The sequence below is a fragment of the Alteribacter lacisalsi genome (assembly GCF_003226345.1).
Taxonomy (GTDB): domain Bacteria; phylum Bacillota; class Bacilli; order Bacillales; family Salisediminibacteriaceae; genus Alteribacter; species Alteribacter lacisalsi.
Map to the genome: position 1 here is coordinate 948224 of NZ_PDOF01000001.1, position 25848 is coordinate 974071.

General features: G+C 47.5%; 27 protein-coding genes. 24 read left to right on the forward strand and 3 right to left on the reverse strand.

Annotated features, from left to right (window positions below; translation table 11 throughout):
* Nucleotides 1-76 precede the first annotated feature (76 nt).
* The 11 genes from CR205_RS04690 (at nucleotide 77) to coaD (ending at nucleotide 9927) form a co-directional block, all read left to right on the forward strand.
* The gene (locus CR205_RS04690) at nucleotides 77-505 is read left to right on the forward strand and encodes a CBS domain-containing protein (protein WP_110517437.1); all 429 of its coding nucleotides are present in this window, start codon (nucleotides 77-79) and stop codon (nucleotides 503-505) included.
* A 237-nt stretch (nucleotides 506-742) separates the two neighbouring features.
* A complete protein-coding gene (locus CR205_RS04695) occupies nucleotides 743-1933 on the forward strand; it encodes a CAP domain-containing protein (protein ID WP_110517439.1) in 1191 nt (396 codons plus the stop codon).
* A gap of 539 nt (nucleotides 1934-2472) precedes the next feature.
* Nucleotides 2473-2907: a spore coat protein YlbD gene (gene ylbD / locus CR205_RS04700; RefSeq protein WP_161524675.1), complete on the forward strand. Its 435-nt coding sequence runs from the start codon at nucleotides 2473-2475 to the stop codon at nucleotides 2905-2907.
* Between the two features lie 14 nt (nucleotides 2908-2921).
* Nucleotides 2922-3161, forward strand: coding sequence for a YlbE-like family protein (locus CR205_RS04705; protein ID WP_110517443.1), 240 nt, complete (start codon nucleotides 2922-2924; stop codon nucleotides 3159-3161).
* A 366-nt stretch (nucleotides 3162-3527) separates the two neighbouring features.
* Nucleotides 3528-5171 carry a DNA repair helicase XPB gene (locus tag CR205_RS04710; RefSeq protein WP_161524676.1) on the forward strand — a complete coding sequence of 548 codons (1644 nt, stop codon included), beginning with the start codon at nucleotides 3528-3530 and terminating at the stop codon, nucleotides 5169-5171.
* Nucleotides 5168-6577 (forward strand): hypothetical protein, encoded by a 1410-nt coding sequence (locus tag CR205_RS04715; protein WP_110517447.1) that lies wholly within the window; start codon nucleotides 5168-5170, stop codon nucleotides 6575-6577. Before CR205_RS04710 ends, CR205_RS04715 begins: the two co-directional genes overlap by 4 nt.
* Nucleotides 6574-7536, forward strand: a complete 963-nt coding sequence (gene uvsE, locus CR205_RS04720; RefSeq protein ID WP_110517449.1) for a UV DNA damage repair endonuclease UvsE — start codon at nucleotides 6574-6576, stop codon at nucleotides 7534-7536. Before CR205_RS04715 ends, uvsE begins: the two co-directional genes overlap by 4 nt.
* A 33-nt stretch (nucleotides 7537-7569) precedes the next feature.
* A complete protein-coding gene (locus tag CR205_RS04725; protein ID WP_110517451.1) occupies nucleotides 7570-8010 on the forward strand; it encodes a YlbF family regulator in 441 nt (146 codons plus the stop codon).
* Between the two features lie 69 nt (nucleotides 8011-8079).
* Nucleotides 8080-8355 (forward strand): YlbG family protein, encoded by a 276-nt coding sequence (locus tag CR205_RS04730; protein WP_110517453.1) that lies wholly within the window; start codon nucleotides 8080-8082, stop codon nucleotides 8353-8355.
* 520 nt (nucleotides 8356-8875) lie between these two features.
* A complete protein-coding gene (gene rsmD / locus CR205_RS04740; RefSeq protein ID WP_110517455.1) occupies nucleotides 8876-9445 on the forward strand; it encodes a 16S rRNA (guanine(966)-N(2))-methyltransferase RsmD in 570 nt (189 codons plus the stop codon).
* Nucleotides 9445-9927, forward strand: coding sequence for a pantetheine-phosphate adenylyltransferase (gene coaD, locus CR205_RS04745; protein WP_110517456.1), 483 nt, complete (start codon nucleotides 9445-9447; stop codon nucleotides 9925-9927). Before rsmD ends, coaD begins: the two co-directional genes overlap by 1 nt.
* Before the next feature lie 396 nt (nucleotides 9928-10323).
* On the opposite strand, the gene ylbJ is transcribed toward coaD, so the two are convergent.
* The gene (ylbJ, locus tag CR205_RS04750; RefSeq protein ID WP_328587713.1) at nucleotides 10324-11541 is read right to left on the reverse strand and encodes a sporulation integral membrane protein YlbJ; all 1218 of its coding nucleotides are present in this window, start codon (nucleotides 11539-11541) and stop codon (nucleotides 10324-10326) included.
* 98 nt (nucleotides 11542-11639) lie between these two features.
* Between ylbJ and CR205_RS04755 the strand changes: the two genes are divergently transcribed.
* Entirely contained in the window at nucleotides 11640-12449 is an 810-nt protein-coding gene (locus tag CR205_RS04755; RefSeq protein ID WP_110517458.1) for a patatin-like phospholipase family protein, read from the forward strand.
* Nucleotides 12421-13464 (forward strand): YlbL family protein, encoded by a 1044-nt coding sequence (locus CR205_RS04760; protein ID WP_110517459.1) that lies wholly within the window; start codon nucleotides 12421-12423, stop codon nucleotides 13462-13464. Before CR205_RS04755 ends, CR205_RS04760 begins: the two co-directional genes overlap by 29 nt.
* Before the next feature lie 271 nt (nucleotides 13465-13735).
* Here the strand turns inward: CR205_RS04760 and CR205_RS04765 are convergent, their stop codons facing one another.
* Nucleotides 13736-14980: a nucleotidyltransferase gene (locus tag CR205_RS04765; RefSeq protein ID WP_110517460.1), complete on the reverse strand. Its 1245-nt coding sequence runs from the start codon at nucleotides 14978-14980 to the stop codon at nucleotides 13736-13738.
* 308 nt (nucleotides 14981-15288) lie between these two features.
* Here CR205_RS04765 and CR205_RS04770 point away from each other — a divergent pair, with 308 nt between their 5' ends.
* The 4 genes from CR205_RS04770 (at nucleotide 15289) to CR205_RS20785 (ending at nucleotide 17614) form a co-directional block, all read left to right on the forward strand.
* Nucleotides 15289-15792, forward strand: coding sequence for a YceD family protein (locus CR205_RS04770; protein ID WP_110517461.1), 504 nt, complete (start codon nucleotides 15289-15291; stop codon nucleotides 15790-15792).
* A 48-nt stretch (nucleotides 15793-15840) separates the two neighbouring features.
* Nucleotides 15841-16014, forward strand: a complete 174-nt coding sequence (gene rpmF / locus CR205_RS04775) for a 50S ribosomal protein L32 (protein WP_110517463.1) — start codon at nucleotides 15841-15843, stop codon at nucleotides 16012-16014.
* 118 nt (nucleotides 16015-16132) lie between these two features.
* A complete protein-coding gene (locus CR205_RS04780) occupies nucleotides 16133-16909 on the forward strand; it encodes an enoyl-CoA hydratase/isomerase family protein (RefSeq protein WP_110517465.1) in 777 nt (258 codons plus the stop codon).
* 147 nt (nucleotides 16910-17056) lie between these two features.
* Complete coding sequence (locus CR205_RS20785) at nucleotides 17057-17614, forward strand: RsfA family transcriptional regulator (protein ID WP_110517467.1); 558 nt, start codon at nucleotides 17057-17059, stop codon at nucleotides 17612-17614.
* 87 nt (nucleotides 17615-17701) lie between these two features.
* On the opposite strand, the gene CR205_RS04790 is transcribed toward CR205_RS20785, so the two are convergent.
* Nucleotides 17702-18196, reverse strand: coding sequence for an N-acetyltransferase (locus CR205_RS04790; protein ID WP_110517469.1), 495 nt, complete (start codon nucleotides 18194-18196; stop codon nucleotides 17702-17704).
* Nucleotides 18197-18385: 189 nt separating this feature from the next.
* On the opposite strand from CR205_RS04790, the gene CR205_RS04795 reads away from it, so the two are divergent.
* The 7 genes from CR205_RS04795 (at nucleotide 18386) to CR205_RS04825 (ending at nucleotide 25764) form a co-directional block, all read left to right on the forward strand.
* A complete protein-coding gene (locus CR205_RS04795; RefSeq protein ID WP_110517471.1) occupies nucleotides 18386-19291 on the forward strand; it encodes a 2-dehydropantoate 2-reductase in 906 nt (301 codons plus the stop codon).
* On the forward strand, nucleotides 19288-19665 hold the full coding sequence (locus tag CR205_RS04800; protein ID WP_110517473.1) for a DUF3397 domain-containing protein: 378 nt from the start codon (nucleotides 19288-19290) through the stop codon (nucleotides 19663-19665). The genes CR205_RS04795 and CR205_RS04800 overlap by 4 nt, the downstream gene beginning before the upstream one ends.
* 112 nt (nucleotides 19666-19777) lie before the next feature.
* Nucleotides 19778-21409 (forward strand): bacillithiol biosynthesis cysteine-adding enzyme BshC, encoded by a 1632-nt coding sequence (bshC, locus tag CR205_RS04805; protein ID WP_110517475.1) that lies wholly within the window; start codon nucleotides 19778-19780, stop codon nucleotides 21407-21409.
* Nucleotides 21410-21748: 339 nt separating this feature from the next.
* Nucleotides 21749-22180 (forward strand): division/cell wall cluster transcriptional repressor MraZ, encoded by a 432-nt coding sequence (mraZ, locus tag CR205_RS04810; RefSeq protein ID WP_110517477.1) that lies wholly within the window; start codon nucleotides 21749-21751, stop codon nucleotides 22178-22180.
* A gap of 25 nt (nucleotides 22181-22205) precedes the next feature.
* Complete coding sequence (rsmH, locus tag CR205_RS04815; RefSeq protein ID WP_110519685.1) at nucleotides 22206-23153, forward strand: 16S rRNA (cytosine(1402)-N(4))-methyltransferase RsmH; 948 nt, start codon at nucleotides 22206-22208, stop codon at nucleotides 23151-23153.
* The gene (ftsL, locus tag CR205_RS04820; protein WP_236634703.1) at nucleotides 23153-23530 is read left to right on the forward strand and encodes a cell division protein FtsL; all 378 of its coding nucleotides are present in this window, start codon (nucleotides 23153-23155) and stop codon (nucleotides 23528-23530) included. Before rsmH ends, ftsL begins: the two co-directional genes overlap by 1 nt.
* A gap of 17 nt (nucleotides 23531-23547) precedes the next feature.
* Entirely contained in the window at nucleotides 23548-25764 is a 2217-nt protein-coding gene (locus tag CR205_RS04825; RefSeq protein ID WP_110517481.1) for a penicillin-binding protein, read from the forward strand.
* The last annotated feature ends 84 nt before the right edge of the window (nucleotides 25765-25848 follow it).

Genomic DNA, 25848 nt, shown 5'->3' on the forward strand with positions numbered 1-25848 from the left:
CAGCTGCCTCCTGAAGGTATAAAACAGAGTTTCGGGGGGACATTACCCTTTGAGAAAACCTGAAGGAGGGAACACGATGAAAAGTCTTAAAGATGTGATGACGACAAATGTAGAATGCTGTGCACCTGATGATAACCTATATGAAGCAGCGGTTAAAATGAAAAAATACGACGTAGGAGCAATTCCGGTGTGCGAGGGGGACCATCTGCTCGGTATGGTAACCGACAGGGATATTGTTATGAGAGGTGTCGCCGAAAAGCGCCCCAACTCATGCGATGTTAAAGAAGTAATGAGTGACAGGCTCATCACCGCTGATCCCGGGATGATCGTAGATCAGGCTGCCCAGATGATGGCCGAAAAGCAGATTCGCAGACTGCCGATCGTGGATAACCAGAAGCTGGTGGGGATTGTATCCCTTGGGGATCTGGCGATTCACACGTCAACCACCGATGAAGCCATTTTTGCCCTGTCCGAAATATCAGAACGGCCGGAAGTACATCATTAAATACAGCAGTTTAATTAACAATATATTAATTATGTTAACAAAAAACAGTGTGCCACTTTCGGCATGCTGTTTTTTAATGAGACTCCTTGAACAGCGACTGCATTCGTTTACAGTGAAGGCGGTTAGGGAATGAATGGTAATGTCATCTTGAATTTTCCTGAATCTTTACGGAAAACGTTTTTTCAGATAGAGTTAAAGTATGTTTTAACGGCTTAGGCCGAAGCAGGAGGAGAGTCTATGCGTATTGCGTTCAAACTATTATTTATTGCATTCGGTCTCGGACTGATTGCTTATATGTTCTCTCTGGACGACCAGGCTCAGGAAGAATTGAGAGAAGAGCTTCCTGTTCTTGGAGATGGTGTCCTGCCGGATGAGAGTGATGATGCTGAGGACCTTGGCGACGAAGGTGCAGACAAGGATACAAATGAAGAGGAAGATGGACCTGTCGATGAAGGAAATGGCATGGAGGATACAGACGAACCGGAAGAACAGGTTTCCTCATCTGAAGAAGGAGCGAATGAAGAATCGGAAGCCGGTGACACTTTGGATCTTCAGGGAGGCTATCATACATACATTGGGATGGATGCAGATGAGCTGACAGAACAGATGGGCGATCCTGATCGGAGAGATCCTACACAGTATGGATATGAGTGGTACGTTTGGAACGATGAGGAATATCTTCAGGCAGGAGTTGCCGGCGGCGAAGTGGTGACCGTTTATACGAATGCGGTTTCCGGGCAGGCAGAACCGTTTACGATCGGTGAGAGCTACAGTACTTATCGGGATGACTGGAGTTTTCAGCAGGAAGTTTCACTTTCGGGGGATTACAGTACCTTCCAGTTCAACCTCTCGGAGGCTGACCTTGAGACAAGACCGCTGGTGGAAATGGACGGTGTGTATATCCAGCTTTACTTCGATACGTTTGAGGGGTCCCTTTCCTCAATCCGTTACTCCGATGCTGAAACGATAGTCCTGCATCAGCCTTATGCTCTAACGTACTCCCGTTCAATGCCCGATAAACCGGATTTAACCGATGAAGAGTGGGAGCAGGTAGAAGAGGGGATGGCGCGGCAGGTTTTCGATTTGACAAACAATTTCCGTTCAAGGCATGGTCTTGAAGCCCTCGACTGGGACGAGGATACAGCCCGTGTGGCTTTCTACCACAGTAAGGATATGTATGAGAACGAGTATTTTTCTCATTCATCACCGAATCATGGTGAACTCAGTGATCGTCTGACTGCTGAAGGCGTGCAGTATCACATGGCGGCTGAAAATATTGCTGCAAGATATGATGATGCTGCAGCTGCAGTGGAAGGGTGGCTGAACAGTGAAGGGCACAGAGTGAATCTGAAGCATGAGGATCTTACTCATCTGGGAGTAGGCGTTTACCGTGAATTTTACACCCAGAATTTTATAACACCTTGGTAACATATTGAGGCTGGGACAAAAGTGAAATGTATAGAAGAAAATCCGAACAAAAAGCTCATTAGTGGATGAAGTATACACCGGCTCCTGCGGTAGGAAAAGCACACGGGGGCTCAGCCGCTTCCCTCGGAAAGCGGGGTATATTTCAGCAGCAACTGATCTGCATCGCATGCTGATTGTTGGGATTTTCGTCTGTATAAATACTTCTGTCCCAGCTTTTTTTTGTTTGCTGACCTTAAAATGACATGAGGAAAAGCGCTCATAAGCGGTTCATAGCTTTTTAAAAGGCTCTGTTATAGTCCGTTGTTGATTTACGCTCACTGCGCTCCCTTTCCGCGGGCACCACTGCAGCCTCCTCGGCAAAATCGCCCTGCGGGGTCTTCCGTCGGTGCTGTTCCAGCAGGAGTATCACGCGTTCGCTCCAATCACTTTTTAAAATCCACAGTAAAATTTACAGAGCCTTTTTAAAAAATAGGCTCACGCTCAGGAGGGCGTCTGACTAGGATAGTAACAGAGATAAACTGAATCAGGAGGTGTGTACGGTGAGCGGAAACCTTCATCCGGACATTCAGAAATTCAAATCATTCGTAAAAAATCGTCCCTATGTTCTCCGGGATGTGAAAAGTAAGGAAAAGACACTTCAGGACCTGTATGAAGAATGGGCCCTTTTTGGTGATGATGATCCTGTATGGGAAACGTATAAAGAAGAAAATCCGGACGCGGCAGCAGAGGCCTCGGTCACAACAGAGGCTTCAGCCTCAGGTGATTCATCGTCTGCAGGCACAGGTTCTACAGCAGCCAGTATCCTTGCTATGCTGAAGTCAATGAATATGAATGACCTGCAGCACCAGCTTGCCCAGTTTAACGGTGCTCTTACGTCCATCCAGGAGCTTCTGGGAACGTTTAGACAAGGGGGAAACAATCAGGGAGGACAGTCTAATTCATCCTCCTCGCCATTTTCTTTCAGAGACGACTAATAGGGGGGCGGAAAATGAGACCAGAAGTCTTACAGCAGGTGCGAGCCAAGCCTGAATTGTGGAAATATCTCCGTCTTCATCCGGGATGGTACCGGAAGTTGGCAAGAAATCCAGCCTCTCTTCAGGAAATGGAGAAGGAATCCCGTGTTTTCTATGGAAAGACATTTCCTCAGCGCATGGACAAAATTCAGAATAACGTCAATCTTGCCTCCATGCTGTTTGAGATGGTTAGGCAGATGGGACAGCAGTCGTGATCGCCCCTGGCATCACGACTTTTTTGTTATTTAGGAATTTATAAAATTCGGTAACTGTTGATATATCATTTTTATTCGGAGTTGCACGCCGGCAGTGAGACTCCTGCGGCAGTGGCTCAGCGCCACCACCGCGGAAAGCGAACGGACGGCGTGAAACGCAGTTTTTATGTTTAGGTGCGTCAGGGCTTTTGTTCCTGTTGAAGGAGAGAACACCTCCGGAAATCAGTAAACAATTAAGCGCTCGAGTTATCAATTTTCGTGTAACAGCACTTGATTCCCGGGGCCGGCAGTGCATAAAAAGAGACGAGCAGCAAATAGTAACAGCAAGGCACATGCCTGATTATGGAAATTAAAGGAGGCAGAATAATGAACGGTGAACGCCCCCTTCTGGTAAGAGAGGACGGTTCCATTTACCTGGATACGCGTCACAAAGCCTGTAAAATTGTCCAGCCGATCATTCAGGACATCGCCGGTCTCGTTCAATCACCTTCGGATGTCCATGTCTATAAAATAAGTCCCCATTCGATTTGGTATGCGTGTGAGCGGGGGATCTCATTTGAGGAAATTCACGCATTTTTTAATGAGTACGGTAAACTGCCCCCGCCTCAGTCACTTATGAACCGTTTAAAAGAGACCTTTGGGAAATACGGTATGCTCGTACTGGAGAAAGATCAGGATAAATTTGTACTTTCAGCCGATGAACCAGGACACCTGGATAAACTGTTTAAAGGTACGAAGAAAATTGTGTCCCGAAATGGTGGAAAAGAACAGATTGTCATAGAAGCTGAAGAACGGGGTGAATTGAAACGAAGGCTGATGGACCTCGGCTACCCGGTTATTGATAAAGGCGGTTACACAGAAGGAACAAGAATTCCATTCCGCCTCACAGACGGACTCAGACTGAGAGGATATCAGGAGGAAGCCGTTCAGGCTGTATTGAAGCCCGCTTCAATGGATGAGGGAAACGGGGTTATTGTTATGCCGTGCGGGTCGGGCAAGACCATGACCGGTATCGCACTCATGGCAGCCCTCCAGCAGGAAACGCTGATCCTCACTCCGAACGAAACGTCTGTCAGGCAGTGGGTGAGGGAAATGCGCCGATGGACAACCCTTAACGACGGACAGATAGGAATTTACTCAGGGAAGGAAAAAAGACTTGCCCCTGTAACCGTTACAACTTATCAAATGCTTACCAGACGAAATCCTTCCGACAAGTCGTTTACCCACCTCCCCGTATTTCAGACAAGGAAGTGGGGTCTGATCCTTTACGATGAGGTTCACCTCCTACCTGCCCCTTTATTCCGTTTTGCCTCTGATTTGCAGAGTACGAGGCGGGCGGGACTGACAGCTACCTGTGTTCGGGAGGATGGAAGGGAAAAAGATATTTTCAGCCTGGTCGGGCCGAAGCGGTACGAACTGGGTATTCGGAGCCTGGAGGAAAACGGCTGGCTGTCAAAGCCGGACTGCCGGGAAATTAAAGTGGCGTTCAAGGAAGTTGACAAGGCCCGTTACTGGACTCTTGGAAAAAGAGAAAAGTACCGGTTTGCAAGCGAAAACAGAATGAAACTGGACGTGACAGCAAGTCTTCTGAATCGTCACAGAGGTGAAAAAATAATCATTATCGGTCATTACCTTGATCAGCTTAAAGCTGTAAGCATGCAGTTCGGACTGCCCCTCATTACGGGGGAAACACCGGTTGACGAGCGCGAGAAGCTGTTTCAGGCGTTCCGTAATTCAGACATTACCTGCCTGGTTCTGAGCAAAGTGGCGAATCTGGCCCTTGACCTTCCGGATGCACAAACAGGTATTCAGCTCTCGGGCACTTATGGATCAAGACAGGAAGAAGCCCAGCGTATCGGCCGTCTCCTCCGTCCCTCTGCCAAAAGCAGGAGTGTCACCTTTTATTCTATAGTGACTGCAGGTACACAGGAAGAGGAGCGGTCGGGCAATCGCCAGCTTTTTATGCTCGATCAGGGCTATACGTATTCATCAGAGGAGTGGAGTTCATGAAATTGTCGGTTATCAGCGCAGGTCTCGACCCCTTGTTGCTGAAACAAGTGGAGGAAAACAGGCGGGTCAGAGGGCTGCCGCCTTTGTCGGCTTATCAGACCCTTGAGCAGGTAATGTCACTTTTGGGACCACGTGAGCAAAGGGTGCTTAAAAAAATCAGTAAGACCCCTCCGGGAACGAAGGAAACCGTTCATTTTTCTTCGTTTCTGGATAAGGTCGCATTTCAGGAACTGGAAAAAGCAGGCCTCGTTTTTACAATCGTACATCACTGCGGGGAGGAAGAGTACATCGTGCCGCGTGAAAGTAAAAACGGTGTTAACCTGCCCGTCCAGGAAAGAGAACAGATTTGTTACAGCCATACGTTCAAAATGATAAAAGGTCTTGCCGATGAGCTTGCACGGCCGTTACCGGCAGGAAAAAACAAGGAAACCCTGTCAGAACAGATCTGCCGCAATTTCAGCATTAACAGGGAACAGATAGAGGGATTAATCCGTTACCGTTTCGATGATCTGCTTGAATTCTCGGCGGGGAAAAAAACTCCCCTAATAAACTCGGTAAACTTTGAAGAGGGCGGGAAACCGGGAGCTGGTGTGATGGATATCGGCAATATGGAGTGGATTGTTCCTCTGTCCCTTTCCCCTTCTGCACTTCTCGAGGTGTTTTTGTGGGGAGAAGCCGAAGATTGCGAAGAAGCTGTAAAGTCCGGAGCGGTTAAGGTGGCATTCTCCCGGGAAAGTGTTAAAAAAGCAAGAAAAGCAGGCAGGAAAACGGAAACCTTTATTCAGAGATTTAAGGAAGAGTTATCTGATATTGAGACCTTCACATTCCACCTGAATCGATTTCTCGATCTCTCAGCTCCGGCTGAACGTGTCGGGGTTTATGAAGCATACCGCTTTATGGACAACGGAGCAAAAACAGCAGCGAAAGCTCTTTTCCAGGAAAAAGACATCTCTTTCTGCGAGGGGATGAACAACGTCATCTTTGTGCCATCTGATTCTGTACCTACGGCGGAAAAACTGCTTAGAAAAGCGGGCATGCTGCCGGCGAAGGAAGAACGTGCAGAAAGCGGAGCCGCGCCGGACTGGCACTTATCCATTGGTGAGACAAAACCGGAAACTGAAGATCTCGGCAGTCTTCCACGACAATGGTTTTCCCTGACGCCTTATGAACCGCAAATGATGCTTCGGTTTGTAAGGCAGGCCTGCCTCCTCAAAGTACCTCTTGTCTTCATGGGGAGAGAAAAAACAGTCACTGTTGCTGAAGTTATGCAGCTTTATGTAAAAGGGGAACCACGGGCGTTTTTTACTTCAGAGAGCGGAGAGAGAGTTTACATCGACGAGATCTCTTCGGCAGCCCTCGTATCCGGGGATTCTGTCCGTAAAATGATCTGTGAGGGAACACTATGAGAATTCGATTCGGCTATGTGGCGATGAGCTTAAACCTGAGCAATGCTTCTCCGTCCAGGACGATGACGGCAGCCCAGTTCGAAAAACTGGATAACCGTGAGGCCGGAATAAGGAAACTTGAACGAATCTCTTCCATGAACCTGGAAAGCTGCAGAAGACTCCTGCTTCACAATGCGGCACATGACATTACTTTTTTCCGATTATCCTCAAGGTTGGTGCCCCTGGTGAACCATCCGTTTACCGAAGGGTGGAAATGGGACAGAGCAATCAAGGAGGACCTGAACCAATTGGGGGATGTTATAAAGAAGACCGGTTCCCGAGTGGATTTTCACCCGGATCATTTTACAGTTCTCAATACAGAAGATGACGACTTGTTTAAGCGTTCGCTTCATGTTCTTCTCTATCACTATAAACTCCTAAAAGGTATGAACCAGGAACCTCGCCACCGGGCGGTGATCCACATTGGAGGGAAAAAACACGGTGTGGACAAAGGACTCGAAACCTTTGTTGACCGGTTTCAGGAAATCCCTGTTTCACTTGGGAGTATGCTCATGCTCGAAAATGACGATACGAACTATTCCATCGAGCACGCCCTATATCTCGGTGAAAAGCTTGGAATTCCGGTTGTTTTCGATCTCCATCATCACGATGTGCATGGGGCGACACCGGTGTCAGTATTCTGGGACCGTGTCATAGGGACATGGTCTCACAGTCCTCTGCCGATAAAAATGCATGTATCGAGCCCCCGTGACCACCCAATGGATAAAAGTCACGCAGATTACATTGATGCTGACAGGCTTTATTCGTTTTTAAGGGAAATATGCGGCAGCACCGAACAAATCGATATCATGATCGAAGCGAAGAGAAAGGATGAATCACTCTTCAGGCTGATGGCTGATCTTAAGGATAAACCTGGTGTGAGACAAATTGATCAATCCTCCATTGAACTTGACTGCTGAGTTCATGTTATACTGCAGATGGAGGTGTTTACTATGATCACAACAGCGACAAGTTCGGATGTCCTCCATTCCGCTTATGACCTCGGAGACTTCGTCACAGAATCAGAAATTTACGCTGATTATATACATGCAAAAAACCTAATGGAAAAAGACCGTGAAGCGCAGCGGCTGATCGGCTCGTTTCTGGAACTGAAAGACAAGTACGATGAGGTTCAGCGTTTTGGAAAATATCATCCTGATTATAAGCAGATTACAAAGGATGTACGGGAAGCCAAAAGGCAGGTGGATCTTCACACCTCAATAGCTGAATATAAAAGAGCAGAAAAAGTCCTGGAAGACCTTCTGCGTGAAGTGAGTCTTATCATTGCCGACACGGTTTCCAAAAATGTGAAGGTACCTACCGGCAATCCGTTTTTTGACCAGGACGGATGCAGCGGCGGATGCGGATCCGGCGGCAGCTGCGGCTGTTCCTAGTATTGCCACTGCTCTTTGTCAGTGCTAGACTATAGGTAATCAATGATTGACAGAGGGGATGGGAGCAGGGTGATCGGAAACCGGATCGGACTGGCTGTATGGATTCAGTCACTTAAACACGTCAAACAGCTGCGGCGATTTGGCAATATTCATTACGTATCCAGAAAAATGAAGTATGTCGTTCTCTACTGCGACGGTGATAAAGCAGAGCAGACGATGGAAAAGCTCGAATCCTACCATTTCGTCAAGCGCGTTTCCATGTCCATGCGGCCTTATCTGAATACAGAATTCCAAAACTCAAAACCGGATAAAGCAAAAGAATACGACTATAAAATGGGTCTGTAACCAGCAAACCTCCGCACATGTGCGGAGGTTTTTTTCTGCCTGTCGCTCTTTGGAATACAGAAAAACTGCTGTATTCGGAGATTGTTTCTTTCCGTAAAGTTAGTTATGGAGAGGAAAACGTAAGCCTGCAGTGTGATAAAAAATATTTTAATCGAAAGGTTATTTCGTATGATGAATGATGGAGCGTAAGGCAGCGACATCATGCATTCCACTCCAGCAAATGAATTAATTGAAAAAAATCCCGCAGAAGTCGGACTTCTGCGGGTGCCTGACATAAGCAGCCGAACTGCTTAGAAAGGCTATGGGAGAGGAGAAACCGGAGGAAGAACTTATGGGGAAACGTAAGTCTTCTCCGCGGTTGTCAGCAACATTGGTATCATGTTGCTATCCCTTATTATGGACAATCGGCCAGCCTTTATACACGATTATACAACCTTTGGCAATTTTATCCGGATACCGTGCAGTCTGCCCCGGTTTTGTGCTACCATAACAAAAAGAACGTACAGAGAGGAACATCGTCATGAGAGTAATCAGTGGAGACAGGAAAGGAACAGCTCTGAAAGCTGTGCCAGGTGATTCCACCAGACCAACATCCGATAAAGTGAAGGAATCGATCTTTAACATGATCGGTCCTTATTTCAGCGGCGGAAGTGCTCTTGACCTTTATGGAGGTGCAGGTGGCCTCGGGATTGAGGCACTCAGCAGAGGGGCAGAATCAGCGGTGTTTGTAGACCGTGATTTTAAAGCCGTCCGGACAATCAGAGAGAATCTGAAAGCGAGCCGTCTGCAGGACCGTTCAGAAGTATTTAAGAATGACGCCGGCAGAGCGCTGCAGGCCCTGGTGAAAAGGGAAAGGAGCTTTGATCTCATTTTTCTTGATCCCCCGTACGCTAAGCAGCAGCTTGGAAAAGAAATACTGTACATATCAGATAATCATCTGCTGTCTCCGGGTGGCAGGGTGATTGCTGAACACGATTCGCGGGTAACCCTTGAACACCAGTACGAAAAGCTGATCCTCTCCCGTCAGGAGAGATACGGAGACACAACAGTATCAATTTATGAATGGATGGAAACGGAGGAAAATGAGTGATGGGAAAAACAGCTGTTTGTCCGGGAAGCTTTGACCCGGTTACGTTAGGACACCTTGATATTATCGGACGCGGTGCATCTGTCTTTGACCGGGTCATTGTAGCCGTGTTAAACAATAGAAGTAAACAGCCGCTCTTCTCGGTAGAAGAACGTGTGGCGCTCATAAGGGAAACGACAGCCCACCTTCCTAATGTGGAAGTGGACAGCTTTGACGGCCTGCTGATTGACTATGTAAAGCAGAAAAAAGCCAATGCCATTATAAAAGGGCTTCGCGCTGTGTCGGATTTTGAGTATGAGCTGCAGATGGCGTCAATTAACCGGAAACTTGACGAAGATGTGGAAACGTTCTTTATGATGACAAACAATCATTACTCGTATTTAAGCTCGAGCATTGTAAAGGAACTGGCTAAGTACGATGCATCCGTTTCAGATCTTGTACCAGCTTCCGTTGAGCAAGCCCTGCTCAGGAAATTCAGATCATAGATTCTTTTTTGAAAGGTTCTGTTAAAGCTTAATGCTGATATTTTTCTATCGTTAATTGAAGCGAGAATTGAAGCGAGTCGCGACCCTCCTGCGGGAACATTACCGGCTGAAGACCCCGCAGGGACGAGCGTTTACTTCGTGATTCGCTTCGAGTTGCTTCGACGCAGATGCTTCGGAGCGGTTCTGGCAGAGAAAGAAGCACGGTACTTCTTTGCTGGCTGAAGCGGTGCCCGCGGAAAGGGAGCGCAGTGAGCGGTAATCAACAACAGACTTTAACAGACTTTTTGAAAAATCTGCTCATTCGACCACTATTCAAACCCTTCAGCATGAAATTGTCCCGCACAGACGAAAGAGTATACTAAAAGTTCAAGAGGTGACCTCGGGTGTCTTGCGCCTTTAGGTACACCTCTTTTTCTGTGCGAAATCCAGCCTGCTTATCTGAAGGCAGAGGTAAAGAGCCAGGAAAATAAAGGTAATGGCACCTCCGTGCTGCATAATCCAGCCGTACAGTTGAGTCATTAGGGTCGTCCCTTCCTCGCCCCCTCCTGGAACGCTCACCGCTTCAGCTGTCCGGTTTATATACAAGGGACCAAACAGAAATGCGGAAAGAACGGCCGCGGTGATGCCGTGTAAAATCCTCGCTGCAAAAAATGGCTTGAAACGGATATCTGTCTCGGCCAGTATGCTCGCTACCTGAGCCTGTACACTGAACCCGTTGAAACCGAGAATGAAGCTTACAGCCATAACCTGATAAAAGAGGGGGACGCCATCTGTGGAGCTGGCCAGTCTGCTTCCGATTGTAATTTCAAACATGCCGGAAATCAGTGCCGGGCTTAATTCATTTGGAATATGGAAAATTGAGAGTATAATGGTAAGTACTACTGCAAACAATTGTGACACATGGATGACTGTCAGAAGTTGATTGAGCACCGAGAAAAGAATAATGAATCCGCCAATCATGAGCAGTGTGGAAACTGCCGACTGGACTGCATCACCGAGGATTTTTCCCAGCGGGCGTGTATCCTTAATTCTTTCTCTGTGCATGAGACGGAAAGCCTGCTTCAACGAAAATGTCCCGGCAGAATCAGCGTTGTTCTTTTCAGAACCGTAAAATCGCATGGCCAGTCCAGTAATAAAGCTGCCTCCATAGTGACAAACGGCCAGAAGCAGTCCCAGCCGGGGGTCATGAAAAAAACCGATGGCTACAGCTCCCAGAATAAATACCGGGTTGGATGCATTTGAGAATGAAACAAGTCTTTCAGCCTGTATACGGGATATTTTCTTATCTTTCCTTAGCCGCGCTGTCATTCTGGCGCCTGCCGGGAATCCCGATGCCATACCTACAGCCCAGACGAATCCTCCGGAACCTGGAACTCTAAACAGCGGACGCATGACCGGTTCCAGAAGCACTCCGATAAAGGTAACCACACCGAAGCCGATCAGAAGTTCCGAAAGGATGAAGAAGGGAAGAAGGGAAGGAAAAACGACTTCCCACCACATACTGAGGCCTCTGATGGACGCTTCGTAGGCATCCTTGGGGAAAATCATAAAGGCAGCAGCAAGAAAAGCCGCTGTGCCTCCATACACGATTGTTTTAACTCTCGGGGCGAGCAAAGGGCGGGACCTCCTTCCGGTCATAAACTTGTCCTCGGTAAAATATACGTATCCATAGGGAGATTAGACCTTGATTCCGGATGAGGAGGGGGGAAAGGATGAACCCTAAAATCGGTTTGGCTCTTGGATCGGGAGGATCCAGGGGCTTTGCGCACATTGGCGTTTTAAAAGTGCTGATACGGGAAGGAATTCCCGTTGACTATATCGCCGGCAGCAGTATGGGGGCCCTGATTGGAACCCTTTTCAGTGCTGGGCACGCCCCTGATATGCTCGAAAAAATGGCGCTTCAGTTCAGGCGGAAGTATTTTCTTGATTTCACGGTTCCAAAAATGGGATTTATTAAAGGGGATAAAGCGAAAAGTGTTATTAAGATGCTTATGAAGCAGAAAAACCTTGAGGAGCTTTCTCCTCCGGTTTCCGTTATTGCAACTGACTTAAAAAAAGGCGACAAAGCTGTTTTTACTCAGGGGGATGCGGCTCGTGCTGTCAGGGCGAGCATTGCAATTCCGGGCATTCTCGTACCGGAACGGATCGAAGGCCGTCTGTATGTAGATGGCGGGGTCATTGACAGGGTGCCGGTAAGTGTAGTGAAGGAAATGGGTGCAGATCTTGTCATTGCTGTGGATGTTTCCTATTTTAATAAAGAGCCCGAGATCACGTCGATTTATGATGTGATTATTCAAAGCATGGATATAATGGAAAAAGAGATGGTACGTTTCAGGGAGATAGAAGCAGATCTGATGGTCCGCCCGATTTTTAAACATATAAAAGCGACACAGTTTACAGAGGTGGAGGAAATTATTCTTCAGGGAGAAAGAGAAATGGAAAAACATCTTGATGCATTTAAGGAAAGCATGGCGGCTTGGAGGGAGAGACAGCATGAGCGGAAAAAAGGAGAAAACGATTAAAGGATCGGTCTTCCGCTGGACGGTATTCCTGCTGATTCTGATTTTTATTAATTTTTACCAGCTACCTTATTACTTCAGTATACCGGGGGATGCGAAAGTCCTTAGTGAGGTTATTGAAGTGGAAGACAGATACGAATACGATGGTTCCCTCAGCCTGACGACTGTCAGGATGGGGAGGGCAAACACTGTCAATTATGTCTGGTCTCTGCTCAGCAGCGAGCGGGATCTGATGCATGAGAGCCTGATCCGCCCTGAAGGGGAGACGGATCAGGAATATAATCACCGGCAGCTGATGATGATGGCCAGTTCCCAGGACACGGCGGTACTCGTTGCCTACCAGGCTGCAGGTAAAGAAGCCTATTTTGAAAATTACGGCGTTCTTGTCTCGAGCTTTGTGGAAGGCATGGATGCTGAAGATAAGCTTGAGCCGGGTGACAGAATTGTGGAAGTAAACGGCGAAGAGACGTTGAGGGCAGAGGAACTTTTGGATGCTCTCGGAGAAATTGAAATCGGGGAGGACGTCAGCCTGAAGGTGGAACGGGGCGAGGAAACGTTCGATGTTACAGTCACAGTTGAGCCGTTTCCCGAAGAACTGGATCCATCAGGCGAACGCGGCGGCATTGGCATTGCACAGCCTGTTACTGACCGTGAATTGATAAGAAATCCCGATGTATCAATTGATACACAGCAGATCGGCGGCCCATCTGCCGGCCTTATGTTTTCACTGGAAATATATAATCAGTTAACAGAAGAGGACATTACAGGCGGCGCCCACATTGCCGGTACTGGTTCTGTCGATGAGGAAGGAAACGTAGGGCGGATCGGCGGCGTGAAACAGAAAGTGATAGCCGCGGACAGTGCCGGAGCAGCAGTTTTTCTCGTTCCGAACGAAAACGGAATAGAAGGATCGAATTACCAGTTGGCTGCTGAAACGGCGAAAAACATCGGAACAGATATGGCAGTCATTGGGATAGACACCTTCGATGAAGCGATTGAATATCTCGAGGACAGGTAATAAAAAATGCGGTGTTCAGTAGATTGTTGCTATTGACCAATTTTTTTTGGAGCGGAAGGTGGCGACACCAGCGGGAATAGCAAAGAGCGTTTACTTCTTGAGTATTCTGCGATCTGCTTCGACCCAGCCAGCTTCGGAGCATTACTGGCAGAGGAAGAAGCATCGGCTGAAGACCCCGCAGGGCGATTTTCCCGAGGAAGCTGAAGCGATGCCCGCGGAAAGCGTCCACCTGCAGCGTAAAAAAACAACATGTATAAAAGACCGGAGGCCCTTACAGGAAGGTGCCTCCGGTTTTGCTGTATCTGAATGGGGTTCTACTGTATTCATTTAACAGGTCTTCTTTGTCCTGGTCAGCGGCAAAAGGCAGGCTGTGAACTGCGGCTGCTTCGATATCCTTTGTGAAAAGGGGATGTGTACCTTTTGAAGCATTTGAGACCAGGGGAATCTCAAGCTTCTTTTTTATGGATGAAAGGTACTTCTGGCCAGCGTCACTCATGCCCAGTAGACGGATATACTCTGGTTTAAGCGGGTCTGCTTCTTTATGGTACCAATCCTTTTTCGTATTCATGAGCATGTGCACCATTGCACGCTGAAGACGTGTTCTTGTATATCGTTTAGTTTTAATATAAGAGATGAACGTCTCAAAATCACGGGCAGCATGAAGGGCCTTTTTAAAGCGATGCTCCAGTCCTTCCTCCATTTCATAAAGTGAGCTGAGTTCATGGGCACTTTCGGTAATCAGCTTATGGCGGAGAAAGGGAAAGTAATCATCCCAGCTGTGAAAACAGCCTCTGCGCTCTTTATATTCCTGAAGACAGGTGTAGGTGGAGAGAGGGACGAATGGCCGGATGTCTTCCGGGTTGGCGTCATCAGAGAAAAGCGTTCGCCTAATGCCGGTGGCACTTGCAATCGAACCTGTTCCAAGCGTCGTGTCATGATAGCCGGACTGTTCCCGTGTAATGGTCATGGGGGTAATGCGTCCTCCAAGCTCTTCTGCTGCCTCGCAGTACTGCAAACCAAGGATATTATTAGGCTCACTCAGGTCAACACCTTCAAAATTGCCAGGAGCGACTCTGCTGTAGGCATAGGATGAGGCCCGGGGGTAGCTGAAACCTTCCTGGAGTCCCTCCTGTACGAAGTGATCAAACTCCTCCTTTTTTTCCTTTAAAAGGCGGTTCGTGTCCTTAAAGCGCTCAATATTCCCGTCTTCACTGCCGAACACAACAGATTGGGCACCAAGCTTGTCTAGAAGCGCAACGGCCCCTCTGGCGAAAATGCTGGCATGCTGAACGGCGTAGGCAAAAGGAAGTTCAACAACAAGATCACATCCGCCCATAAGGGCCATCTTTGTCCGTGTCCATTTGTCTGTGAGCGCGGGCTCACCGCGCTGTAGAAATGAGCCGCTCATGACCGCGATCACAATTTCAGCGCCGGTTTTCTGTTTTGACTCGGTTAAATGGTACTGATGACCATTATGAAAAGGATTGTATTCAACGACTAGGCCGGTTGTTTTCACAAATTACAGCTCCTTACAGGGGTAGTCTGTTTCTTTAAGTGTAAGCAAAATCTGTTCCGGTTTAAACCTTTCTTTTCCGGGAAAAGAAATTAACAGTCAGGCTCCCTCTGAACCGTTCCTGACACCTGACATGGCATCTGCCTTTCCTGCGGGTCTGATCTTTGGTAAAATAGTGTCTTCGAGGTTTTAAAGCACTTATTTAAATTCGTAAATACGGGTAAAATGAAAACACATGATGTAAAGAAGTTACCTTGACAAAAGATTTTACGAAAGATATAATTACATTTGTTGTCTTGAGGTGAAAAAGAATGAAATGGTCGATTCAACAGTTGTTATCCTATAAGCATAACGGATTGCACATCGACGAATCGGTTGATGTATCAGAGCTGCAGAAGAGAGACCGTGAAATCCGGCAGATCAGCCCGGTGCACGTAACAGGTGAAGCAGCATTTACCAGTAATGCGGTAACATTTGAATTACGCATTGAAGGTGAAATGACGCTGCCCTGCGCCCGTACACTTAATGATGTGAAATATCCTTTCTCAATCGAAGCCAACGAGATTTTCAAGTTGGAAGAATGGGCCGACTTCGAAGAGACTGAGGATGTTCATGAACTGGAGGACAATACGGTCGATTTACTGCCATACGTTAAAGAACGTATACTGCTCGAGAAACCGATGCAGGTTTTCAGCGGAAAAGAGGATGGACCTGCCCCTGCTCAGGGTAAAGACTGGGAACTCGTTTCCGAGGAAGAACAGCAGAAAAAAGTTGATCCCCGTCTGAAGAAACTGGAAAAGTTTTTTGACAAGTAATCGTCTGTCATAGGACAGGCATGAACGAATATCAGGGAGGTGTCATACATGGCAGTACCTTTTAGAAGAACGAGTAAAACACGCAAAAACAAGCGCCGTACACACTTGAAGCTAACTGTACCAGGCATGGTAGCGTGCCCGGACTGCGGAGAGCAGAAGCTTTCCCACCGCGTATGCAAAGCTTGCGGTTCCTACAAAGGAAAAGAAGTTGTAAATAAGTAAGATATTATGGTCAGCAGGAAGGTACTCCCTTCCTGCCTTTTTTTTATTGTTATGGAGCGGAAGCCGGCTGCAAGACGCTGCCGGCAAAAATTCATTAAACAGATGAAGGAGGACGCAAATGAGTCAGTCGGATACAAAAGTAAAGGTGGAGAAAGACGGATGTCTTCTCTGGGTCACGTTTAACCGTCCGGCAGTGAAAAACGCTGTGGATTTTGACGTAATGCACCTTCTCTCAGCTGCTGCCGATCAGGCAGAAACAGACCCTGAAATCAAGATATTCATTCTAAAGGGGCAGGAAGGGATCTTCTGTTCAGGGGGAGACCTGAATCAGTTCCACAAGCTGAAGACCGAGTCGGAGGCAATGACGATGCTCAGGCCCATGAGCGGCCTGCTGAAAAAAATTGCCTCTCTCCCGGTTATAACAGTGGCATATCTGAACGGCCATGCTGTCGGCGGCGGCTGTGAAATTGCTGCAGCATGTGATTACAGGATTTCTGCAGAGCATTCAAAATCCGGATTTATTCAGGGCACACTCGCCATTACGACGGGGTGGGGAGGGGCGGCGTTTCTAAGAGAAAAAGTGTCGTATAACACTGCCCTGGACATGCTCACAAGCGCAAAGCTTTGTACTGCTGAAGAAGGACTGAAGTCGGGCTGGATTAACGGTATTCTAAATAATGAACGCGAACTCTCTGGATGGTGCGGCCAATGGCGTGCAGTAAAAAAGCAGGTTATCACAGCCTACAAACAGGCGCTCCGTACCGAAATGGAAAAGACGAGGCTTTTCACAGCGATTGACAGTGAAGTTGAACGCTGTGCGGTTCTATGGGGGCAGGACGCTCACCACGAGGCGGTGGACCTGTTTCTATCAAAAAAACACGATCGCAGTAACTGATCTGCTGCTAAGGCATCCCTCCTGACAGGCATAGTATAGGAAGTGTCTGTTTGTTCATACTTAAAATAAGAGAATGAAGTCTATCTTTTCTATCATCTGCATACATATGAGTTGAACGATGAGGGAAGAGCAAAGGAGGGTTGCCGATTGGTTCGGCAGGATGCGTGGAATAATGATGAAGATCTGACCCTGGCAGAGACGGTGCTGAGACACATACGTGAGGGCAGTACCCAGCTGGCTGCCTTTGAAGAAGTAGGCCATAAACTATCAAGAACACCGGCAGCATGCGGTTTCCGATGGAATTCAGCAATCAGGAAAAAGTATGATACGGCCATTCAGCTGGCTAAGAAACAGCGAAAAGCGGTCAAAGGGAAAAAAGAAGCAGCCGCTATTGAAGAACAACATGTAAGTACCGGGGCAAACGAGCAGGCAAAGGACGATAAAGGGATTGTCGGCGTGTTTGATGAGGTGATTGCTTTTTTACATGAGCAGCGGAAAAAACTCGAAGAGGCAGGCCCTTCAGCACAGGCGGATGAACTGGCAGAGGCGGTAAGTGCACTCAGGCACGAGAATAAGGCGCTTGCGGAAGAACTGAGTAAAGTAAAAGGTGATTATGATGCTATGAAGCAGGACTACCAGCTCATGATTAATGTGGTCGAGCGTGCAGCGAGGCGTAATAAAAATACTACCTCGAGCATGTCCTGACGGAAGTCTTGAAATGCCGCACTTCCGGTGTAAAAAAAGAAGAACGGGTACGAATTCATTCGGCCCGTCCTTCTTTTTTTAATGCTTTCATTCCGTATCCGGTTCTGCTTTCTGTTCAGTAACACCTTGAGGGAACCATACATACGGATTTTCTCCCCGGTCCCGTTCTGTATCGTAAGTAAGGGGTTCAAACCCCATTCTTGACCAGAATTCATCCGAACGCTGGCGTGCGTTAGTTTTAACTGGAAGTCCAAGGGATTTTGCATAATTAACAAGTGAACTGCCGAAACTTTTTCCCTTGTAGGGCTCAAGCACTTCCAGTTTCCACAGCTCATAATAGTCCTGTGGCGGATCGAAATAACGGTCAAACTTTTTGTCAACCTTATACAGGCTCATACGTGCAACCAGTTTGTCCCCGTAGTAGACTCCGTAGAATGGTGATTCCTCATCGTTATCAACCATATTACCTTCAAGATCTTCTTTCATGGATAATTCCTGAAGTCCATATTCACGAAAGTTTTCAAATTCTTCAAGTGTTTTAAAGTTAATACGTAAGCGCTTAACTTCTTGGATATCAACCATGGCTGTCCCCTCCAACAATTCGATTACTTCCTATTTTACTATAATAACGTTCAAATAATCTATATATTTTTAAAATTTAAAAGGCAGCAGGAGATTTTCAAAAGGAAAAACCGTGCATGAATGGAATATATGATAAAATAAACAGCAAAATAGTCCCGGTAACTGTGCGGGCAAACAGAAGGTGAACGTATGAAAGTGCACATAATCGGCGGGGGGGCAGCAGGGCTGCTCGCAGCAGCTTACGCACAATCGGCAGGCATGGATGTGGGGATCATTACGAGAACAGAGAAGCAGGCACTCATGCTTCAGGAAGAAGGGCTGTCTGTTCAACATGGTCAGGAGGTCAGGAAGCACCATGTGCGTGCTGAATCATTTGAGACGGCTTCTCTGGCCGGAGCGGATATAACGATTGTTGCAGTGAAACAGTTTTCCCTGTCCCCTGTTTTGGAAAAACTCTCATCAATGGAGGCTGACGGTCCGGTCCTCTTTTTGATGAATGGCATGGGACATCTTGAAAAAGGGGCGGATGCCCTTCCGGCAAGTCCATTGTACAGCGGGGTAATGACGCATGGTGCCTTTCGTGTTGATCCTGTTACAGTCCGGCATACAGGACAAGGCATACTGAAAGCAGGAGCAGCGGGAGACGGTTATATTGATGAAGCTGTTTATGAATTATGTACCCGGCTTGATAGTGCGGGACTTCGATGCGAAACAACCGGTTCGATTGCTGATATGATGGCAGAAAAGCTTACTGTAAATGCTGTGATTAATCCTTTAACGGCAATTTATCAGGTGGAAAACGGGGCATTGTGTGATGGGGGGTTCTTTGAGATTAACGCCAGGGAACTTCACGCGGAAGTTAAGTCTGTCCTTCCAAATGCCGCCGAGTGGGACCAGGTGGAGGAGGTAATCAGAGGAACGGCAGAGAATTATTCTTCCATGTGTATGGATCTTCGGAAAGGGAGACCAACTGAGGTGGATGCCATAACGGGGTATGTTTTGAACGCTGCACGGCAGAAGGGTGTAAAAGTGCCATTGACAGGGTTTGTACACCACTCTGTTAAAGGCCTTGAGAGGAGGCTGGCTGAGGGGTGAACATTCTGGGGGGCATTGCAGCTACGCTGGTAACTGTTCCGTTTATTGCTTTCTATCTTGTCTATATTGTAACCGTTAAGCTGACAAGAAAAAAGAGTGTGGCTCTTAGGACGGCGGTGGATGGATCGCTTTTGTTTTTCATGCTGGCCGTTCACTTTTTCATCCTTGAAATCTGGGGTCTTTCTCTCATTCAGTATGTGTTCGCTCTCATGTTTCTGACGGCTATTATTTTCACATTGATTCACTGGAAAAAATATGAGGAAGTCCAATTTATCAGGATTGTCAAAGGTGTCTGGCGATTTCAGTTTGTTCTGTTCTTTGTGCTGTATTTTGTTTTGATGTTTGTCGGTTTTTATATCCGTCTTACGGCATGACCATTGCCGTAAGCGGGATGATTGGTCGCGATCCGATTCTCTGCTATAATAAACGAATGAAAATACCGGTACTCGAAATAACAGTCATCAGAAGCTGAAAGGTTGTTACGATATGGACATTCAATACGAAAGAATAAAGGGGGTTAACCCTTTTTTAGATGATTACATAGAGCAGAATGAAGAACTGCTCTCTTTTTATGACTATGGTTTCGGCACCACGGATCTTAAGGAGAGGGCAAAGGAACTATCTAACCGTCATTTTAACAGGGAGGAACTCTGTGAGGTACTCTCGGAGTATAACCGGCGGTTTACTGACTGCAGTTTCACCTTCGATCAAATTGAAAACCTGAAGGACGAGACGTCCCTGGTGATTGCCGGCGGTCAGCAGGCCGGCCTGTTTACAGGGCCTCTTTATACAATCAATAAAATTATTTCAATACTGGTAAGTGCAGCAGATGCTGAAAAGGAACTGGGGATTCCTGTTGTTCCCGTATTCTGGATCGCCGGTGAAGATCATGATATTGATGAGATAAACCATATCTATGTTCATTATAAGGACGAACTGAAACGGCTTTCGGTCAGAGAACGGAATGACATTAAAATTCCTGCATCGCTGCGTCCTTTGAAGAAAGATGATGTGAAAGAGAAAATGCTGGAAAGTTTTCGCCACCTGAGGGAAACAGCTTATACAGCACAGCTGCTGGACGAGTGGAACCATCATCTGGAAAACTCAGAAACGTACGTGGATTTTTTTGCCTCTCTCGTCCATCATCTCTTTAAGGGAACGGGAATAGTCCTTATGGACGCGCAGGATCAAGCGGTCCGGAAGCTCGAACAACCGTTCTTCCGGGAGCTCGTAAAGCGGAACGGGGAGCTTCGGGATGCTTTTGTGATGTGTGCAGAAAAGTTCAGAGAAGCCGGGTTCGGTGAACCTGTAACGGCAGATCCGGATCTGTCCCACTTGTTCTGTCACGAAAATGGTGAACGGCTTCTCCTTTATGCAAAGGATGAAGAGGGGGGGTTCTCAGACCGTGAAGGCCGTATTGAACTAACTGCCGGGGAACTGGCTGACAAGGCGGATGATCACGCAGGCCTCTTAAGCAACAACGTGGTTTCAAGGCCGTTAATGCAGGAGTGGCTTCTGCCGGTCCTCGGGTTTATTTCCGGCCCGGGCGAAATAAAATACTGGGGAACACTCGGGGAGGCATTTCGTGTCTTCGGCTTTAAAATGCCGCCGCTGCTTCCGCGGATGCAGGTGAGTGTTGTTGACCGGCGGACGCAGCGGTATGCAGACCGGCTTGGGATCAGCACCATTAACGCTGTTTCCTCCGGAGCCGACAGTGAAAAAGAACGTTGGAGAGAGGAGCGGGAACCGTCTGATTATACCTCCCTTTTTGAAGAGGCAGAGGCACAGGCGGCAGAAGTCATCCGTCAATTGGCTGCCAAACTCCGGAAAGAAAAAGAGGCCTCGATTGCTTCGGACGTTTTTGAGAATGAGTTCCGGGGAACAATTGAGCGGTATAAAAAAGCAGTTGACCGTAATGTGTACAGGAATCTCGAACCCGGTCTAACCGGATTCGACAGTATTACAGCTGCTCTTCATCCTGAAGGTGGTCTCCAGGAAAGGATCGTGAATGTTCTGCCGTTTCTGAATGAATACGGCCCGGACCTGATCAGGACAATGACGTTTCGAATACGTGAAGACTCACCTGACATAAAAATGCATACGATTGTCTATATTTAGACCTGTGCCGCAGAGAATTTCTCTGCGGTTTTTATGTGGATAAAACCGACACGATTATTGCTGAGATCCACCTTACTCCACTCCCTTCCCCACCTTCTCCCACTTCCGGAAATCATGTTTAATTCTATACCGCCGGTACCTGTGAATAAAGCCAGAAAATCCTTGATATAAAAGGGTTCTACGTATACTTTCAGGGATTACTAAGCAGAGGTCAACTGTATAAGACTTAGTAAAGTACAAAAAAATATTTCAGTTTCAAAACTTATTTCAAAAAGAAGTGGAGGAAAGTGGGGGGATGTGGTAAATTAGTGATAAGAAGTGGGGGAGGGGGTGCCGCAGATGTTTATGGGAGAGTATCGTCACAATATTGACGAGAAAGGCAGGATGATTATCCCTGCCAAATTCCGTGAAAATCTCGGCTCCTCCTTCGTGATAACAAGAGGGTTGGATCAATGTTTGTTTGTTTATCCCGAAGAAGAATGGAGACACTTAGAACAGAAGCTTAAAGCGCTGCCTTTTACAAAAAAAGATGCGCGGGCATTTACACGATTCTTCTTTTCCGGTGCTGCTGAGTGTGAATTGGACAAGCAGGGACGGGCCAATATTGCCGGTGTGCTCAGGTCATATGCCAAGCTCGAAAAAGAATGTGTTGTTATTGGTGTTTCAAACCGTGTGGAAATATGGAGTAAGGAAATCTGGGAAACATATGTAGAAGAATCCGAAGACTCCTTCGCTGAAATCGCGGAGGGAATCGTAGATTTTGATTTGTAAATGTAAAAAAGGACAGGTGCAGCAGATGTTTGAACACGAAACGGTACTTAGGGAAGAAACAGTAGAAGGGCTTAATGTGAAGCCTGACGGCGTATATGTGGATTGCACGCTCGGAGGAGGCGGCCACAGTGAGAGGATTGTCCGGGAATTAAGTGAAAAAGGCAGACTCATTGCCTTTGATCAGGACGACCGGGCACTTGAAGCTGCCAAAGAACGATTGGAACCTTACAGGGAACGGATTACATTCATACGTTCAAACTTCCGCCACATAAAAGAAGAACTTGCATCCATCGGTGTAACAAATGTAGATGGTGTAGTGTTTGATCTCGGTGTATCTTCACCGCAGTTTGATGAAGCAGACCGGGGGTTCAGCTACCGCTACGATTCACCGCTGGATATGAGAATGGATCAGACGCAGGAACTGACCGCTTTTACGGTAATTAATGAATGGTCATTTCACGATCTGATGCGTATCATCAGCCGTTATGGTGAGGAACGTTTTGCAAAACAGATCGCCAGAAAAATAGAAGCAAGGAGAGAAGAAAAGGCGGTCGAAACCACAGGGGAGCTTGTAGACATTATTAAGGATGCCATTCCTGCTCCTGCAAGACGAAAAGGGGGACATCCGGCTAAACGGACGTTTCAGGCGATTCGTATTGCAGTAAATGAAGAACTCGATGTTTTTGAGCAGGCACTTAAGGATGCCATTGAACTGACTGCACCTGGCGGCCGGATTGCTGTGATTACTTTTCACTCTCTTGAGGACCGGATTTGCAAGCATGTGTTCAAGTCAAGAAGCTCAACACCTGACCTGCCGAAGGGGCTGCCTGTCATACCTGAAGAATTTGAACCGGAACTGTCCCTCGTGTCGCGAAAGCCGATTACGGCAGATAAAGAAGAAATAGAGAGAAATCCAAGAGCGAAATCCGCAAAACTGCGGATCGCAGAGAAAACCCAGGGGAGGGGTAAATGATGAGTGCAGCCAGACAGCATTTACATGAGCGGCACATACAGCAATCGCCGCGGCGCGAAACGAAAACCGTCAGACAGCGTGTGTTTAAAGGCGGAATTACAAAAGGTGAAAAGATTCTTTACCCACTGGCACTGCTTGCAGTATTGTTTGCAGCCTATATGGTAATCTCGAACTACGCATCCATTTACATCGCCAACCACGAAATCCAGCAGACTGAAACGGTGATTGCCAGCCAGGCGTCCGTCAATGAAGGTCTGTCACTCCAGGTAAAAGGCCTTTCCGAACCAGACCGGATTCTTTCTATCGCCCAGAACGAACTGGGGATGACTTTAAGTGATCAAAATGTTAAAGTCATTCAGAGTCAGAATCTGGATTAACGGAGCAGGTGTATAAAATGGAAGTCATAAAAAGCAGGAAGATTACTTGGCGTGCCCTTGGGATACTGGTAATCTTCCTTTTATTTATTGCAGGCGTATTTGGCAGGTTTGTCTATATTCAGGCAGCAAAGGAAGTGCAGGATGAGGATCTTCAGGCACTGATTGAACAGCGCTGGTCACACAGCCATGCGATCGAAGCAAAACGGGGGTCCATTCTTGACAGGGAGGGGAACGCCGTTGCAGAAGAAGTCGCATCCTACAGTCTAATTGCCATTTTAAATCAGGACTACTCAAGCCATGTGAGTGATCCGGCAGGTACAGCAGAAGCGATTGCCGGGGTTCTTGAGCTGGATGCAGCCTCCCTTACGGAGCGCCTGGACCGGGACGATCTTTATCAAGTGGAAATTCCAGGTGCCAGATACTTAAGTGTTGAACAGCGGGACGAAATTGAGGCTCTTGAACTCGACGGTATCACTTTCAGGAAAGATCCGCGTCGTTTTTATCCGAATCAGACATTTGCATCTCATATCATAGGATATACGGAGCGGGACATGAGTGAAGCCCGTATGGGTCTCGAAGCGAGCCTGGACGAATACTTGAGTGAAGAGGATGGCAGGATTACCTATCAGCGCGATGGAGAGGGTCGCCGTCTCGCCGGCGGTGATAACATTATTGACCCGGCTCGAAACGGGTACGATGTTCAGCTTACGATTGATCATAAAATTCAGATGGTGCTGGAGCAGGCCCTCACTCAGGTTGATGAGGATTATTCCCCTGAGCGGATGATTGGAATTGTAGCAGATCCAAAAACAGGTGAAATCCTGGCTATGAGTAACCGTCCAAGCTTCAACCCGAACGAATACGAATCGATTACCAACTATACCAATTTTGCAGTCTCCTCAAGATTCGAACCTGGTTCAACTATTAAAACCTTCTCTCTTGCAGCAGCAATTGAAGAAGGTGTTTACGATGGGGACGAACTTTACCAGTCCGGAACGTACCAGATTGGACCGGACCGGATTCCTGATCACAATGCAGGTCAGGGCTGGGGAGAGATTACATTCGATGAAGGGTTCCTGCGTTCTTCCAACGTTGCTTTTTCAAAGCTTGCCCTTGAAAAGCTGGATCCGGATACGCTGTTTGAGTATATAGATGCATTTGGATTCAGAGAGCCAACAGGGATCGACCTTCCCCAGGAAGCATCGAGTGCGGTTGCTGATTTCAGACCAATTGATGCAGCGACAACAGCCTTTGGACAGGGGTCGGCTGTAACCCCGATTCAGCAGGTACAGGCTGCAACAGCGATTGCAAACGGCGGACAGATGATGAAACCTTACGTTGTGGACAGTATTATTGATCCTGAAACTGGAGAAGCGGTTCAGAAAACGGAGCCTGAAATTGCAGGCAGTCCAATTTCAGAGCAGACTGCCTCCAGTGTTCTTGAACTGATGGAGCGGGTGGTTTCCGACTCTGCAGGAACAGGTCAGCCATATGCCATTGACGGGTTTGATATTGCCGGAAAGACAGGAACAGCCCAGATAAACAATCCTGACGGCCCAGGGAGACTGACCGGTCACGGAAACCACATCTATTCCTTCATGGGTATGGCACCTGCTGATGATCCGGAAGTGGTGGTTTATGTGGCGGTGGACCGTCCTGAAATCCAGCCCCATGAGAGCGGCTCAATTCCAGTTTCAAAAGTTTTTAAACCTGTCATGCAGCAGAGCCTTCAGTATTTGAACATTGTGCCCCAGACCTCAGAAGAAGCCCAGGTGGTCGATTCCGGGACACAGATGGACAACTTATCCGGAAAAAATGCCGCTGCTGCAGCGGAAACGCTTGAAAATGCCGGTTTAACCCCAGTTGTCATCGGGGAAAACGATAACGTAGTTTCACAGTTTCCTGCAGCAGATGAGCAGGTGCTCCGTGGCGAGAAGGTTTTTCTTCTGACTGATTCAGATGAATATACGATGCCTGATTTTTCAGGCTGGTCGAGCAGAGACGTTCATACGTGGGCGAATCTCGCTGACGTGGCGCTTACAGCCGAAGGCAGCGGGTTTGTTACCGCCCAGAGTATTGCCGCTGGTGATACCGTATCTGCAGGTCAGCATATTCTCCTCGAACTCGGACAGAGCACCGAACCGTCAAACGCCGATTCTGTGATCGAAGAGACGGAGGCTGAGGGAGATCAGGAAGATGCGGAGGATGAAGAAGACGATTTCTTTATGGATTAAAATCACATCAGGATTTATCCGATACCCGTAAGCAAACCGTGAGGACAGGTTCTAACCTGTCCTCTATTTACATAAATGTGAACC